At 51.8% G+C, this 16,704-nt stretch carries 12 protein-coding genes; 10 read left to right on the forward strand and 2 right to left on the reverse strand.

The genetic code is table 11. From position 1 onward, the window contains the following. The first annotated feature begins 82 nt into the window (after window positions 1-82). The 6 genes from ACYU87_RS05725 (at window position 83) to ACYU87_RS05750 (ending at window position 5,286) form a co-directional block, all read left to right on the forward strand. Window positions 83-1,231 carry a glycoside hydrolase family 5 protein gene (locus ACYU87_RS05725; RefSeq protein WP_461133062.1) on the forward strand — a complete coding sequence of 383 codons (1,149 nt, stop codon included), beginning with the start codon at window positions 83-85 and terminating at the stop codon, window positions 1,229-1,231. Window positions 1,232-1,430: 199 nt separating this feature from the next. Continuing rightward, entirely contained in the window at window positions 1,431-1,949 is a 519-nt protein-coding gene (locus ACYU87_RS05730; RefSeq protein WP_461133063.1) for an RNA polymerase sigma factor, read from the forward strand. Next, window positions 1,933-2,712: a HEAT repeat domain-containing protein gene (locus ACYU87_RS05735; RefSeq protein ID WP_461133064.1), complete on the forward strand. Its 780-nt coding sequence runs from the start codon at window positions 1,933-1,935 to the stop codon at window positions 2,710-2,712. The genes ACYU87_RS05730 and ACYU87_RS05735 overlap by 17 nt, the downstream gene beginning before the upstream one ends. A 70-nt stretch (window positions 2,713-2,782) precedes the next feature. Next, entirely contained in the window at window positions 2,783-3,562 is a 780-nt protein-coding gene (locus tag ACYU87_RS05740) for a DUF4097 family beta strand repeat-containing protein (RefSeq protein WP_461133065.1), read from the forward strand. Window positions 3,563-3,586: 24 nt separating this feature from the next. Next, on the forward strand, window positions 3,587-4,285 hold the full coding sequence (locus tag ACYU87_RS05745) for a DUF4097 family beta strand repeat-containing protein (protein WP_461133066.1): 699 nt from the start codon (window positions 3,587-3,589) through the stop codon (window positions 4,283-4,285). Between the two features lie 362 nt (window positions 4,286-4,647). Continuing rightward, on the forward strand, window positions 4,648-5,286 hold the full coding sequence (locus ACYU87_RS05750) for a YciE/YciF ferroxidase family protein (protein ID WP_461133067.1): 639 nt from the start codon (window positions 4,648-4,650) through the stop codon (window positions 5,284-5,286). A 76-nt stretch (window positions 5,287-5,362) separates the two neighbouring features. Here ACYU87_RS05750 and ACYU87_RS05755 read toward each other — a convergent pair whose 3' ends face one another. Continuing rightward, window positions 5,363-6,946 carry an amidase family protein gene (locus ACYU87_RS05755; protein WP_461133068.1) on the reverse strand — a complete coding sequence of 528 codons (1,584 nt, stop codon included), beginning with the start codon at window positions 6,944-6,946 and terminating at the stop codon, window positions 5,363-5,365. Between the two features lie 142 nt (window positions 6,947-7,088). Here ACYU87_RS05755 and ACYU87_RS05760 point away from each other — a divergent pair, with 142 nt between their 5' ends. Next, window positions 7,089-8,450, forward strand: coding sequence for a M20/M25/M40 family metallo-hydrolase (locus tag ACYU87_RS05760; RefSeq protein WP_461133069.1), 1,362 nt, complete (start codon window positions 7,089-7,091; stop codon window positions 8,448-8,450). Here the strand turns inward: ACYU87_RS05760 and ACYU87_RS05765 are convergent. Further along, complete coding sequence (locus tag ACYU87_RS05765) at window positions 8,433-9,818, reverse strand: GAF domain-containing sensor histidine kinase (protein WP_461133070.1); 1,386 nt, start codon at window positions 9,816-9,818, stop codon at window positions 8,433-8,435. The two genes, ACYU87_RS05760 and ACYU87_RS05765, sit on opposite strands and share 18 nt — an antisense overlap. A 161-nt stretch (window positions 9,819-9,979) precedes the next feature. On the opposite strand from ACYU87_RS05765, the gene ACYU87_RS05770 reads away from it, so the two are divergent. The 3 genes from ACYU87_RS05770 (at window position 9,980) to ACYU87_RS05780 (ending at window position 16,684) form a co-directional block, all read left to right on the forward strand. Continuing rightward, window positions 9,980-11,968, forward strand: a complete 1,989-nt coding sequence (locus ACYU87_RS05770; RefSeq protein WP_461133071.1) for a M1 family metallopeptidase — start codon at window positions 9,980-9,982, stop codon at window positions 11,966-11,968. 112 nt (window positions 11,969-12,080) lie between these two features. Continuing rightward, complete coding sequence (locus ACYU87_RS05775; RefSeq protein WP_461133072.1) at window positions 12,081-13,316, forward strand: multidrug effflux MFS transporter; 1,236 nt, start codon at window positions 12,081-12,083, stop codon at window positions 13,314-13,316. Next, window positions 13,313-16,684, forward strand: coding sequence for a DEAD/DEAH box helicase (locus ACYU87_RS05780; protein WP_461133073.1), 3,372 nt, complete (start codon window positions 13,313-13,315; stop codon window positions 16,682-16,684). Before ACYU87_RS05775 ends, ACYU87_RS05780 begins: the two co-directional genes overlap by 4 nt. Window positions 16,685-16,704 lie beyond the last annotated feature (20 nt).

Below are 16,704 nucleotides of genomic sequence, written 5' to 3' on the forward strand. Positions count from 1 at the left end.
CAAGGCTGGACTTCTTCTATAAGACGATGGCACCCTGGATTTTACTTACAGTAGATTGACTTATGGTCATGCTCTAGTCTTCATGCAACGCAGAACGTTTATTCAGAATACGGGTTTGCTTTCGGCAGCCCTGAGCACCGCAGGACCGGAGTTGTTCGCTACATCGGTACAACCAGCACCCGCCAGAAACAAACTGCCCAACTGGAAAGGCTTTAACCTGCTGGATTTCTTCTCGCCTGACCCAGCCAAAAGTCGGCAGGCAACGCAGGAAGACCACCTGAAATGGATGCAGGACTGGGGCTTCGACTTCATCCGGCTTCCTATGGCGTACCCGTATTACCTCAGGTTCGACCGGAGTCGAAACATCACCCCCGATGAGGTGTATCAAATTGACCAGCAAGCCGTTGATCGCATTGACAAATTGGTTTCGTTGGCGCACAAGCACAATCTGCACGTCAGCCTGAACCTGCACCGGGCACCAGGCTATTGCGTGAATGCCGGATTTTACGAACCCTACAACCTCTGGACCGACAAAGCCGCCCTCGATGCTTTTTGCTTTCACTGGAATATGTGGGCTAACCGGTATAAAAATGTGTCGTCGAAGAAAATCAGTTTCGATTTGCTGAACGAGCCCAGCCTGCGAGCCGATATGAACGACCAGCACTCAAAACGGGGCAGCGTTCCGGGGGATGTGTACCGAAAAGTTGCGTTAGCCGCTTCCGAGGCCATCTGGGAAGAAAACAAGACCCATCTGATCATCGCGGATGGTAACGATACGGGTTCGTCCGTCATATCATCCATTGTCGATCTCAACATTGCCCAAAGCTGCCGGGGCTACACGCCGGGTATTATTTCTCACTACAAAGCGCCCTGGGCAAACAAAGACCCGGAGCATCTGCCCGAACCCAAATGGCCGGGACAAGTGGGCGACAAATACCTGAGCCGGGCCATGCTGGAAACCTTCTATCAACCCTGGATCGAGCTGGTTAACAAAGGCGTGGGGGTTCACTGTGGCGAATGCGGCTGCTGGAACAAAACACCCCACGACGTTTTTCTGGCCTGGTTTGGCGACGTGCTGGACATCCTGTCGACCAACGGCATTGGGTTTGCCCTGTGGGAGTTCATCGGCGACTTCGGCATTCTCAACTCGGGTCGCTCCGACGTAGCCTATGACGATTGGCATGGCTATAAACTAGACCGCAAACTGCTGAATTTGATCCGAAAAGTCTGAGTCAATTCTTTCTCGATACGGGCTATACGAAAGGGCGTCTTCTGGCCAGAGGACGCCCTTTCGTATAGCCCGTAATTGTCTTGAGCGGTCTTCCAGGCGGTCCAAGCCCGAGTTTAACCCGGTTAAAATCAGCCAGTCAAAAAAAATAAATTCCGCAGCCTTGTAATGTTTCAATACCTGAGTCGTCTTTGTCATTGAAATGGATCTACACGCCTTCAAACAACGGATACTGCCTGTTCAGGGACGCCTTTTTCGGCTGGCGCAGTTGTTTTTACGCAACCGCGAAGAAGCCGAAGATACGATGCAGGATGTGTTGTTGCGGCTGTGGACCAATCGGCAGCAGTTGGATACCTACCATAGCGTGGAAGCGCTGGCGGTGCAAATGACCAAAAACAGTTGCCTGGATCGGTTGAAAGCACACGCCCGGCAGAAAACCGCCGATGGTTTCGATTTGCCCGATGTGCAAACGGACGACGTTTCGCCTTACCAGCGCGTGGAGTTTGCCGACAGTGCCGGACTCATGCATCGGCTGATCAACGAGTTACCCGATCAACAAAAGCTCATTCTTCACCTGCGCGACGTCGAAGAGTATACATTCGAAGAGATTGAAGAGGTAACAGGGCTTAGTATCAACAACATACGTGTGATTTTGTCGCGGGCCCGTCAACGGCTGCGCGACCACTACACCAAAACGAACGACTATGAAGCAGGACATTGAAGCGCTGCTGGAACGATACTACAACGGCGAAACAACACTGGCCGAAGAAAAGCAGTTACGGCAGTTTTTCCAGCAGGACACCCTTCCGGCGCATCTGGAAGCCCATGCCGGTCTATTTCGCTACGTTGTCGAGGCCCGGAACGAACACCCCTCTCTGGCAGCCACGAGCCAGGTATCGGCCAAACTGAATCCCCCGCACGTCAGCCCGTTCAACCGATTTGCGACCTGGGGTTTACGACTGGCAGCTAGCGTAACCCTGCTTATTCTGGGGTTTGCCGGGGGGATCGGGTATACCAACTGGCGGTCGAACCAGGCTGGTCCGAATCTGGCAGATTCGGCACCCGCCCAGGAGATGAAAAAGGTCTTGGCGTTTGAGCAACTACCCAAAACATCAGCCAGCGAACGCATTCAGGCGGTTAATCAAAGTTATGAACTCAGCGAAGCTGATCAGGCCACTACGCAGCTACTGATTAACACGCTTAACTTCGATGCCAACGTGAACGTGCGACTGGCCGCCTGCCAGGCCCTGGCCCGTTTCGAGAACGAGCCCGACGTGCGCGATGCCCTCATTCAGTCGCTCCAGATTCAGACGGACCCGAATATTCAGATAACGCTCATCGAGATACTGGTCGCCATCAAGGAGAAGCGGGCAGTCAATCCAATGAAACAGCTGGTCAAAAATCAGCAGCTACTCGACGTGGTACGGCTGAAAGCCAAGGAAGGCATTCTCCGATTGAACCAAGCCCAGCATATACCGTCATAAATCAACCGTTCATGGGTAGCAGCGCTGGCGGTTTCCCCTGATCCACAATTCATTACCTAATCATCAAATCATGAACAGAATCATTTTATTGATCGCCGGCTTGTTATGGAGCCTGGCTCCCATCCAGGCTCAGGAATACAAGACTAAATTAGCCAATAGCAAAGACCGGAAGGTGACGATCGAGCTGGATGCCACCTCGCTCAAAATAGAAGGACATAATAGCGATGAGGTCATCATAGTGGCTTCGTCGGGCTACGAAGCGCCCCCCGAACGCGCCAAAGGCCTGAAGCCACTTTACAACTCGAACGTCGACAACTCCGGTATTGGTCTGGCCGTAACAACTGAAAATGGTGGTCTTCGCATCGAAAAGGCGACGCGCAAGCCAATCAGGTACACCATCAGGCTACCCCGCAAAGTGGCGCTGCTCTACAAGGAAACGAACTGGCAGGGATCGCTGATAAGCATTACTAACATGGACGGCGACCTGGAGATTAAGACCAATAACGCTTCCGTCAACCTAACGAATGTAACCGGGCCCGTTGTTGCCAATACCATCAATGGTGAGGTTAAAGTGGTGTACTCTACCCTGAGTCAGGAGAAACCAACGGCCATCTCAACGATAAATGGTGCGCTCGATATTACGTTGCCCGCCACGGCTAAAGCCGACCTAAAACTCCGGTCAATCAACGGAGAAATGTACACGGACTTTGATCTGGGCGTGAAAACGTCGAAAGATGGTATGTCGAAGGTTGGCGGGGGGCACGACATCGACGGCACCACAAACGGGGGTGGTGTTGAAATGAAACTCAACACCATTACCAGCAACATCTATATCCGGAAACAAAAGTAATGTTTAACTCCTCTGTTCACGATCATGAAAAACAGTCTATTCCTGATACTACTTGGCTTGCTCATCCGGCCCGCCTTCGGGCAGAAGATCATCGAAAAAACGTTGCCCGTCGCCAGCGGCCAGCTCGTGAATCTCAACCTAAAATTTGCCGACAGCATTCGGGTGCGGTACTGGGATAAACCCACGGCCCTCGTCCGAATTGCCGTTACCATAAACGGAGATAAGCTGAATGATGCCCTGCTGGTCACCTCCGGTTCCACTACCGACGAAGTGAGTCTTCAAACCGACTTCGATCAGGAGTTGATTAAGCAGGGGAAACCGGAAGATTGTCCCAACCAGCGCCACGCCTGGAACAATGGCCGTGACGGTGTCCGGTACACCCTGTGCAGCGAAATTAATTATCAGGTTTTTCTGCCCCGACAGGCCCGGTTAAACTTGGAGACGATTAACGGTAATATTGATATTCAGGGCGCCACAGCGTCTGTATCGGCCAAAACCATCAGCGGTTTTGTTGACATGAACTGGCCGAAAGCCAAAGGAGCCGATGTGGCGATGAAAACCATTACGGGCGAGGTTTACTCTAATCTGTCTATTGATTTCAAAGGGAAGAAGGAGAAGAACCCGATCGTCGGTTACCTGCTCGAAGGAACGCTGCACGGTGGAGGGCCAGCCGTTCGGCTGGAGTCGATCAGCAATAACATTTACCTGCGCGAGAATAATTGATTGTTTGATCTGGCTGGTCCGTAAGGACACGAACCAGCCAGATCAAACCTCACCCGCGGTCGGTCGCTTTCATATCGTGTCCATTTTTTTCAACTAAACATGGGGAAGCATTTCTCGATTTTGGGGTCATAAGTGGGGCAAGGTAACCTCAAGCGCGCAACCGCTTGTAAGATGGGACAACAACTGAAGACTTCGCGCAACATAACTCACCTGATAGTTAAGCCTTTTACTACCCAAAATATTGTTAATGAACTAACCGTTTGGTAAGCAATAAGTTTAATACCTTCAGTTGGGCCATTTCTGGCATAGAATTAGCCGCTAGTTCGTTTAATAAGCAATGTACATTAACTCAATTAAACGTTATGGCAGCTCTTGCAGATAGGATCGCGAGTTTTTTTAGTGGCAACGATTCCACCACCGACGAAGGGTTACGGGATTTGTTTATCAGTGAACTAAAAAGTATTTATTATAGTGAAAAACGGGCTGTCGAGGCCCTTGGCGATAAGGCGGAAGCCAGTACAACAGACGAAGTAAGGAGTGCTTTCCTAGCACACCAGGAGCAAAGTCGTATTCAGGTTGAGCGACTGGAAGAGATCTTCCGGATTATTGGCGTAAAAACCGAGATACGCATAACCGATGCCATTGATGGACTTATTAGTGACGCCAAGCGGGCCGTATCCGACACAGAGACCGGCTCATTAACCCGGGACGCTGCCCTTATTATTGCGGCCCAGAAAATTGAGCATTACGAAATTGCCGCCTATGGTTCGTTGCTGACGCTGGCCAAAATGCTGGACTTCAACCAATCGACCGAGTTATTGGCCCAAACGCTGGATGAAGAGAAAGAGACCGATAAAAAGCTGACGATTCTTGCGGAATCATTTGTCAACACCCGCTCGAAAGAGGAAGAAGACAGGCACCCCGGCAGTCATCACGAAAGCCGCCATGTAGCGCATAGTGTAGATGCAAACGTTACCCTGGGCGGTCCATTAGGCATTTAAACGGTAAACCCTACGTTGAACGCAGAAGAGCCCGGTATGTACCGGGCTCTTCTGCGTTCAACGTAGACCGGCTCTGCTAATGAACAAACCCGTTTCTGTGCTTTCTTTTTGACAGGACGGGTGTGCTTTCGGGTGGTTGCCGATGGTGCGTTGCCTGCTCATAGGCATACACTAACCTGATGAGTGTTGGTTCGCTGTAGGGTCGGCCGAAGAATTGCAAACCGGCAGGCAGGTTACCGTACGTAAAGCCCATGGGCACCGAGAAAGCTGGAAAGCCGGTTGGTGGCGATAAGGCATTATTGTTCGTTCCCGAAGGCGTGTTCAAATCCCCGATCAACCGGGGTGGATAACTGAACGATGGATACACCAGCGCATCGACCTGCGTTGAGTCCATGGCCCGCAGCAACAACTGACGCAGCCGCTCGCGTAGGGCCAGATTCTTCCCCCAGCCTTTATGTGCTTCGGGAGCCAGCGTATCAGCTTGGGCATCCAGCAATGATTTTTCGAGATACGGATGAAACTGCTTCGACTTAATGATGGATGCCAGGGTTTTATGCGGAGCGTTGGGCCCCAGATTAGCCAGGTACAGGTTGAAATCGCGCCTTAATTGCGGAATGGTATCAAATGACTTATTGATGGTGTCCAGTTCGGGCACCCGAACCGAATCAACCACAACAGCGCCAGCCGCCCGAAGTTCATCCAGCGCCTTGTTGAACAGCGCATACACCTGCGGATCTGAATTTTTGGGCATAATCATTTGCCGAAATACCCCGATACGAGCGCCTTTCAGCCCATTTTTATCCAGAAACTGGCGGTATGTCCGGGGAATTTTACCCTGGCTTTTGCTGGTCATGGTATCGGCTTTATCGTATCCCGCAATTACATCAAGCACTCTCACGGCATCGTCTACCGTTCGGCAGATTGGTCCGCCGGTATCGTTAGTCATGGCCAGCGGGGCAATGCCATCCCGGCTGACGAGCCCCAGTGTGGGGCGAAAACCGACCAGGCTCTGGTGCGACGCTGGCCCACGAATGGAACTTCCGGTATCCGTACCCAGCCCGACCGTGCCAAAATTAGCCGTTACGGCAGCCGCCGTCCCCCCACTCGACCCCGCCGTTGTGCGCCTGGTATCGTATGGATTGCGGGAGTAGCCCGGCAAAATAGAACTGACCGAAAACTGTCCCGACATGGCAAACTCAGCCAGATTCGATTTGGCAATAAGGATCGCTCCCGCTTCCCGAATTCGCTTGATGACAAAGGCATCGTCGGGTGGAATCGAGTTTTTCATGGCCAGCGTACCATTAGTGGTCGGCATGTCGTAGGTGTCGTAATTATCTTTCACAATGATGGGAATCCCGTGCAGCGGGCCAACCAGTTTCCCGCTTGCTTTGTAGAGCGAGTCGAGCCGTCGGGCTTCGGTCAATGCCCTGGGATTTACCATGATAAGGGCATTCAGATACGGCCCCTGTTTATCGTAGGCGTCGATCCGGTCCAGGTATAACTGAACCAGCTGTTCAGCCGTTACTTTACCCGCCTGCATGGCTTCGTGCACACTGGCGATCGTCGCTTCCTGCAGGTGTTTGGCTTTGAACGACTGAGCGCTCAACGGAGCGGTTACAGCTGCGTAAGCAACAAAAAGACAAAGTAAGTATTTATTCATTTAGCCAAATAAACAATAACTTTACTCGCGTTACGGTAATTTCATGGCCTAATAATAACCATTTATACCAAATAGAAATACAGTAACACCGAATAATATAATTGCCTGTTCTTTTTAGCGTATTTCGCGGCTTCACTTCTTTATGACGTATACACTTACCTTACTTACCTGCGCACTCACTGCGGGTTTTTCTGTCTCAACTCCCCTCCTGGCTCAGCAGACCAACGCCAAAACTCCGCTGGTTGCCGGAGTCGATAAGCGCTATACTGACGAAGTAAAAACGCTTGGCGATCAGCCCGCGGTAAAGAAAGCGTTCCAGATTTTTGTTGACTTGGAACCACAAACCAGGCAGGACCATATTAATCTGACCGAGACACCCGCTCCTCCATTCAAAGAAGGTGTACGGGCCAAAAAATATGCTGCCATGCTTAAAGAAGCGGGGGCCGACTCCGTCTGGATCGACGAGGTGAGTAACGTGATCGCCAAACGGAAAGGTCGCTCCGGAAAACGAACAGTCGTGGTCGAATCCCACCTGGACACCGTTTTTCCGGAAGGCACGGACGTAACCGTGAAGCACAAAGGTGATACGCTTTATGCGCCCGGCATCGGCGACGATACCCGTGGGCTGGCCACCATTCTGGCGGTCCTGAAAGGCATGGAAAAAGCAGCTATCGAAACCGATGCCGATGTGCTGTTTGTTGGTGCCGTTGGGGAAGAAGGATTGGGCGACCTTCGTGGGGTTAAACATTTGCTGCGGAAAGGGGGCCCAAAAGTCGATTCATACATTGCCGTCGATGGCGATGGTATCAGCTCGATTACGCACCGTGGGTTAGGCTCGCACCGCTATCGGGTCACGTTCAAAGGACCCGGTGGACACTCGTATGGATCGTTCGGCATTGTTAACCCGCACGGGGCGCTGGGCAAGGCCATCCATTACTTCACGACGGAAGCGGATAAGGTTACCCGGCAGGGTGTTAAAACCACATACAGCGTCAGCGTTATTGGTGGCGGCACCTCCGTAAATGCCATCCCCTACGAATCGTGGATGGAAATAGACATGCGTTCGGAGAGCCCCGAAAAGCTCACTGAGGTAGATCAACTACTACAGGCGGCTGTTCAGCGGGCGTTAAAAGAAGAAAACGAGATGAAACGGCAAGGACCCGATCTCGCCGTCGACGTGAAAAAAATTGGCGATCGGCCGTCGGGAAAAACGGAACAGACAGCGCCCATTGTGCAGCGGGCTATGGCCGTCACGAGCTACATGAACGTAACTCCTCAGCTAGAGGTAGCCTCCACAAACGCCAACACGCCTATTGCATTGGGTATTCCGGCGGTAACCATCGGTAGCGGAGGCATCGGCGGAGGAGAGCATTCCCTGAACGAGTGGTGGCTGAATGACAAAGGGCACCTGGGTATGCAGCGGATTCTGCTGCTCCTGCTGGCCGAAGCTGGCCTGGATAAAGGCGCGCCGGCAACCGAAAAAAAATCAGGCAACCGTCGGTAAGCTTTCCGGTTGCGACACAGGCAGGTACACGAAAAAGGTAGACCCTACCCTCAGCTGGCTGCTGGCCCAGATCATTCCCTCATGATTGGCGGCCACTTTTTCGCAGATAGCCAAACCAATACCGGTGCCGTCGTATTCATTCCGGCCATGAAGCCGTTGAAAAACCTGAAAAATGCGGTCCAGGTACTTTTCTTCGAAACCGATACCGTTGTCGGTCACGTCAATCCGGTGGTAAGCGGTAACCTTCCGTACGGGCTTTACCGAAGGTGGCAGATCACTATCCTGTATGAGCTGCGCGTTTATTTGAATCAGGGGAGCGATTAACTCGCCTGATTCACTTTTACGGCGAAATTTCAGCGCATTACTGACAAGATTCTGAAAAAGCCGCCGAAGCTGGGCGTGATCACCGGCGAAAACGGGCAGCGACCCGACCTGCACGATGGCGCCGGTTTCCTGAATCACCAGATCCAGATCCATCAGGGCCATGTTCACGGTTTCACTGAGCGGAGCCGCGACGTGTGCGTCACGCTGGGTCGAGATACGGGACAGACCAAGTAAATCCCGTATCAGGGTCGACATTCGATTGGCTGCCGACTGCATCCGATCCAGGTAAACCAGTTCCTGCTCCGTTGGAGCGATGAACTGGCTCTTCAGCAAATCGCCAAACTGCTGAATTTTACGCAGGGGTTCCTGTAAGTCGTGGCTGGCCACGTAAGCAAACTGTTGCAGGTTCTCGTTCGACCGGCTCAGCAGCGTGTTGGCTTTACTAAGCGCGTCGTTACTGGCCATCAACTCTTTTGTTCGGTGTTGCACTTGTTGATCCAGTTCGGCCGAGAGATTTCGGTAACGCTCTTCGCTTTCTTGCAGAGCCGCGTTCGTCTTCCGTAATTCAAGCAGTTTCACAACCTGCTGCGCCAGCACTTTCAGGGCGTCTAACTGAGTCTTGTTTAGTGTTCTGACCTTGTTGTCAATAACGCAAAGCGACCCTAATGCATACCCGCTTGGGTCGACCAGGGGCATTCCTGCGTAAAAAACGATGTGAGGAGCACCCGTTACCAGCGGGTTATCGGCAAAACGAGTGTCCTGACGTGAATCTTTAACGATCAGGGGTATACTGGGGTCAATGATGTTATACGCACAAAAAGCGATTTCCCGCGGGGTTTCTTTCAGATCCAACCCACGCGCTGACTTAAACCACTGTCTTTCTTCGTCGACAAGACTGATCAGGGATATAGGTGTCTGGCAGATGGCGGCTGCCAATTGTGTGATCTCATCGTAATCGGTCTCAGGAAGTGAATCCAGAATATCGTAACTTTTTAAGGTTGCTAACCGACTACCTTCCTCGACTGGGGTGGGCGGGTTACCCATAACTTAATGTATTGTAATGGTTGTGGCAATAACTAATTATCCACTTGACTCGTTTATCCGTGCTTCGATCAACTGATTAGCTTATAAGCGACGAACTTACTTATTTGTTCATGTTTGGTGCAAATAAGTTAAACACGAAAAAAAATAGCATCACGGCACGAATGAAGTACATTAACTCAGCCCGTATCAGCCACTTCGGTAAGCATACTGAGTGGTCTCAGCTTTTTTGTAGCTTGCAGCCACTCAGCAACCAGACCAACCCTACTCAAAACGTGATCAGAGCGCTTATTTTCGTTTGTTACATCGGCTTAACGGCGGGAGCCACACAGGCTCAGGAACTGTATATGCCACGCAATATCAAGAAAGCCTACCAGAAGGGGACCCGTTCTATGGATGGCAAACCCGGCAAAAGCTACTGGCAGAATTTTGCCCGCTATACGATCAACATTACGGCCACACCACCCAACCGGACCATTCGCGGTACGGAAGCGATCACGTACATCAACAATAGCCCCGATACGCTGAAAACGCTCGTTTTCAAGCTAATCCTGAACAGCCATAAGCCCGGAGCTATTCGGCAGTCGCCCGCATCAGCCGATTATCTGACGTCGGGTATTCACGTCGACAAGTATACCGAAGGCGCTGTAGCCCGGCAGTTTCCGGATGAGGGTATGGGTACCGGAAGCTATATCCAATTGACCAAAGCGATCGTTCCCCATGACTCGGTTAACCTGACGTTCGATTGGCATTACGATGTTTCGGTCGAGAGCGGACGGGAAGGAGCGCTGGATTCGACCACGTTCTTTCTGGCTTACTTCTACCCGCGCGTGGCCGTGCTGGACGATTATGCTGGCTGGGATGTGATGCCATTTACCGAAGCGCAGGAGTTCTACAATGACTTCAATGACTATACGCTCACGGTCAATGTGCCTAAAGACTACCTCGTCTGGGCAACCGGCGAGTTACAGAATGCCAGCGAAGTCCTGCAACCAGCTTTCGCCAAACGACTGAACGAATCCACGCAAACGGACTCGCTCATTCACGTAGCAACGCTGGCCGATCTGACGGCGAAAAATGTAACGGCTCAACAGCCCGTCAATGCCTGGAAATGGAAAGCCAGCTACGTACCCGACATGGCGCTGTGCATCAGTAACCATTACGTGTGGGACGCGTCGAGCGTGGTCGTTGATCGAAAAACAAAACGCCGATCCAGCGTACAGGCAGCTTTCCTGGATACGGCGAAAGACTTCCACCAAATGGTTGGTTTCGGCCAACATGCCCTGTCGTGGTTCTCCAACAACCTGCCCGGCATCCCTTACCCGTACCCTAAAATGACCCTTGTGCAGGGATTTGCCGATATGGAATACCCGATGATGGTCAATGACGCCACCACGCCGGACCTGAATTTTTCCCGCTTTGTGGCCGAGCATGAGATTGCGCATAGCTGGTTTCCCTTCTACATGGGCATTAACGAAACCCGTTATGGCTTTATGGACGAAGGTTGGGTAACCGCCCTCGAGTACCTGATCAGCCAGGCCGACTTAGGCACGAAACAAGCAACCGAAAATTTCCAGCAGTTTCGGGTAGCGTACTGGAGCAAGGACCCGTCGGCTGAAGAAGATTTACCGATTATTACGCCCGCCAACGTGCTGAGCGGAGCGGCTATGGCCAACAACGAATACGGAAAAGCGGCCATTGGTTACCTGGCGCTGAAGGAGTTGCTGGGCGATGATCTGTTTCGGAAAAGTCTGCATGAGTTTATGAACCGGTGGCACGGAAAACATCCCACGCCCTGGGATATGTTTTATAGTTTCAACAGCGCATCGGGCAAAAACCTGAACTGGTTCTGGAGCAACTGGTTTTTCAGCCATAACTACATTGACTTCGCGATCCAGAAGGTCGTTACTTCTTCCGGACAAACGACTCTTACCATTCAGAATATTGGAGGGTACGTAGCCCCTGTCGACGTTGTCGTGACTTTCACTGATGGTACTTCCAACACGTTTCACCAGACGCCAGCTATCTGGCAACTAAATCAGAAACAGGCAACCGTCAAGCTGCCAACCAAAAAGAAAGTGCGATCAATTAGTATGCAGGGCGGCATTTTTATGGACGCCGACGAAAGCAACAACAGCTGGCCAGCCAGGTAAGCACAGCTTGTTGTCGGCAAAAACCACGCCAACCTCTGCCTCAATTCAACAAGGAGCGGGGAACAATCATTTACGCTGGTACGTCTATAAAAGAAGACCTCCTTTTGAGTTTATGACTCGCCGACAGCATTTTATTATAATCCTGATTTTAGGGACGCTCTCTACCATCAGCCCATTCTCCATCGATATGTATTTGCCGGGCTTTCCGGCAATCGCCAGCGACCTGCGCACGTCGATCTCGCAGGTTCAGTTATCCTTAACGGCTTATCTGATCGGCATTTCGGTGGGGCAATTACTGTACGGTCCCCTGCTGGATCGGTTTGGCCGCAAGTGGCCGCTGTATGCGGGTCTGCTGCTGTACATAGCCGCTTCGGCGGGTTGCGCCCTGAGCACCTCCATTCATACGCTCATTGCGATGCGGCTCTTGCAGGCCCTGGGCGGTTGCGTGGGTCTGGTAGCCGCTCAGGCACTCGTGCGCGACCTGTTTCCCGTATCGCAGATTGTCCAGGTTTTCTCCCTGCTCACGCTGGTCATTGCGGTTTCGCCCATGATTGCCCCCACCGTTGGCGGCTACGCAACCGTAGCCTTTGGCTGGCATTCCATTTTTATCATTCTGGCCGTTATCACCGCGTTGATTCTGGTTGGTGTGTATTTTGTCTTGCCCAACGGCAAACTCCCCGACTCGGCGCTCTCCCTCCATCCGAAGGCCGTTATGGGCAGTTTTTTCACGGTTTTGCGGCAACCCCAGTTCCTGACCTATTCACTCGTTGGCGGCATCGCAACGGCGGCCCCCTTCGCCTATCTGGCGGGCTCTTCCGATGTGTTCATGAACATCTACCACGTTAGTGCGCAGGAATACGGCTGGATTTTTGCTTTTCTGGCCATTGCGCTGATTGCGCCTACGCAGTTGAATCAGGTTCTGTTAAAACGATTTACCAACGAACAGATCATTTCGACCACGCTGGTTTATCAGTCGATTGTGGGCCTGCTGCTGGTGCTGGGTACCTGGGCGGGCTGGTACGGACAGTATGGGCTGATTGGTATGCTCTTCCTCTTTCTGGCTGGACAGGGGCTAACCAGCCCCAATGCCTCGGCCCTGTCATTAGCTCCCTTCCGGCGCCACGCGGGTAGTGCGGCAGCCCTGATGGGTAGTTTCCGGATGGGTTTTGGCTCCATCATCTCGGCCTCGGTGAGTCTGTTGCACAACAACACGGCCATTCCCATGGTCGGTATGATGACAACCTGCGCCATCGTTGGCCTGCTTATTCTTTTAACCAGCGAACGAATCATTCGCTACCGGAGCAAGCCATCCGGTATGGACGAACAAATGGCGGAAGCGCTGCTATGAATGAGTCCGCCAAGCTTCATGAAGACACTGGGTACTGGCTGGAATCGATCACCATTCCTGACCTGAACGACAGCCTGCTGGCGAAACACAGTGGCGGGTTTGTTTCGTCGGCCGAAGCGTACGAAGATGTTCGGGCGCAGGTCATCGACATCAATCATGGGTCGTTCACTACGGCCAGTACCGGCGTGAACTTTCCGCTTGTGGTTGTCCGGCAAACCGAGCCATCGTTATTTACAGCATGTTCGTGTACTGAGCCAAACGATAAGCTCTGTACGCACCAGGTACAGGTACTGGCCGCTATTGCCCGGCGTACGGAGTTACGTCTGTTTTTTGATGATACCCTGCGGAGGGAAACCATCAGACCCGTTGCCAAAGAATACGGTCTGGAACGGGAAAGCCAGCTGGACACCTTTTTCCAGGTAGAAATCGACCGTAAAACGATTCACATACACCCCCGGCGCGCTGAACTTTTACGCCTGACTCAAGCAGATAAGGACTACCTGACGGCCAGTTTACTACCCAACGCAGAGCAGTCAGTACCAACCGCCAGCGAGTTACCGCCCAACCGCAAACGGATTCTGGTCTTTACCAAACCCCGCTACGCGGAGCATTTTTGCCTGAATCTTTTCGAAGCCGCGACGGCTCGCGATGGTAACGTAAAAAATCCGTTAACCCCTATCCATCCTTTCGATCTGCTGACAAAAGTTGATACCCTGGCGGACGTAAAGTTTTACTCGGCGGTCGCTAAGTTCCAGCATCAGCATCGGTCGAAACAGGCAACTACCGACCTGGATAGCCTGCGTCTGGTGGCTCATAATCCATTGAAGCAGGCCGTTTTTTACCATTCCAGTCGCATCTCGGAGAACATAACTGCCCATTCGCTTGTCCCGGTAAAGCTGGAGATCCTGAAGGTAGCCCCCCATCTGACCGTTCGGTTTATGAATGATTTCTACGAAATCTGGGGCTCCCTGACCCTCAATGGCACGTCGTACCCATTACATAAACTCGTTCTCAAATACGATTATTTTATCCTGCTTGACGACGTACTATACCTGATCGACCATCCGGCTTATCTGCGCGTTATTCAATTTTTCAACAGAAAGAACAATGTCATTGCCCTTCATGAATCGAAATACGAAGAGTTTCAGCAAACGGTTCTGGCTAAACTCGAAGAGCAGGTCCCGGTCGAATACGCTTATCTGAAACCGGCAACGCCCGCGCAACTGGCCGAGAATGGCTTTACGCAGGAACGGGAGCGTATACTTTACCTCTCCGATTCCGAAAATTACGTCATACTTACTCCCGTTATTAAATATGGGCATGTTGAGGTGCCAACGTTATCGAAGCGTCAGATACAGTCGGTCGACAGCCGGGGAAAGCTGTTTACGGTTCCGCGTGATGAAGAGGCCGAAATTCAGTTTACGATGGCCGTGCTGAATCAGCACCCGGATTTTCACGATCAACTGCACCAAACTTGTTTTTATCTCCACAAAAAATACCTGCTGGATGAACGCTGGTTTCTGCCCGCATTCGATGCCTGGCGTAGCCAGGGCATTCGCATACTTGGCTTTAATACCCTCAAAAACAACACGCTAAATCCCCACAAAGCTACGGTTTCAATTACCGTCAGCAGCGGCATAAACTGGTTCGAAACATCGTTGGGTTTAACCTACGGCAAACAGCGGGTATCGCTCAAACACCTGCACAAAGCGCTCAAAAACAAGAGTCGATTTGTCTCGCTCGATGACGGAACGCAGGGAATCCTGCCCGCCGAATGGCTCGATCGTTTCACCGCTTATTTTCAGGCTGGCGAAGTCGTTGACGATCGCCTTCGAACCCCTAGGGTTAACTTCGCAAGCATTCAGGAATTGTACGCCGAAGAGGAGCTGATGAACGATGTTAAAGACCAACTGGCCCTGTTTACCCGAAATTTCAACGATTTCCAGTCGATCCGTCCGGTTGCCGTACCCGACGGGCTACAGGCGTCGCTTCGTGACTACCAGAAAGAGGGCTTGAACTGGCTCAATTTTCTGGACGAATTTGAACTCGGCGGTTGCCTAGCCGACGACATGGGGTTGGGCAAAACCATTCAGATTATTGCGTTCATTCTACTTCAGCGAACCAAAAACCGACCTAACACCAACCTGATCGTAGTGCCGACTTCCCTTTTGTTTAACTGGCAGGCTGAAGTAGCAAAGTTTGCGCCCGACCTCAGGATTTTGCCTTTCTACGGAACTGACCGCGGCCTGAAAAAGAAAATTTTCGATCAGTACGAAATCATCCTCACGTCGTATGGTACCTTACTATCCGAGATTCGCTTTCTGAAAGGATATTCGTTCAACTACGTTTTTCTGGACGAATCACAGGCTATCAAAAATCCCGAATCGCAGCGTTACCAGGCGGCCCGGCTACTGCAGGCCCGCAATCGGATTGTACTGACCGGCACGCCCATCGAAAACCACACCTTCGATCTGTACGGTCAACTCTCTTTCGCCTGTCCGGGCTTGCTGGGCAGTTACAATCATTTTAAAGCGCACTACTCGACCCCCATCGATAAGTTCGATGATCGGCAGCGGGCCCGTGAACTACAGACTAAAATCAACCCCTTCATTCTGCGTCGAACCAAAGCGCAGGTAGCGACGGAACTTCCTGACAAAACGGAAATGATTCTGCATTGTGAAATGGGACTAGACCAACGACGAGTCTACGATGCCTACGAACAGGAGTTTCGTAACTTTCTGTTAACCAAAGACGAAGGTGATATTCCACGGGAGCGGTTGCATGTATTGCAGGGGCTCACCAAACTACGCCAGCTTTGCAACAGCCCGGTGCTGCTCAACGACGACGAGTTTTACGGCAATTCGTCGGCCAAAATTGATATGCTGCTTGAGCAGATCGAAAATAAATCACCAAAGCACAAAATTCTGGTCTTCTCTCAGTTCGTTTCCATGCTCGACCTGATCAGAACGGAGCTGGAGACCCGGCAGATCGGCTTCGAATACCTCACCGGCCAAACCAGCAACCGGGCCGCCAGCGTTGATCGGTTTCAGCGCGACGACTCGGTTCGTGTCTTTTTGATTAGTCTGAAAGCCGGTGGTACGGGTCTGAATCTGACCCAGGCCGATTATGTGTATCTGGTTGATCCGTGGTGGAACCCGGCCGTCGAGAACCAGGCCATCGACCGAAGTTATCGAATCGGGCAGAAGAAAAATGTGGTCGCCATTCGACTGATATGCCCAAACACCATTGAGGAAAAAATTCTGGAGCTTCAGGAGGCTAAAAAAGAGTTAGCGGACAACCTGGTCAAAACGGATGCCGCAATAGTAAAGTCACTGTCAAAGAGCCACTTATTGGCGCTGCTTCAATAAGTGGCTACCTATACAGCCTC

The organism is Spirosoma lituiforme, assembly GCF_054776635.1.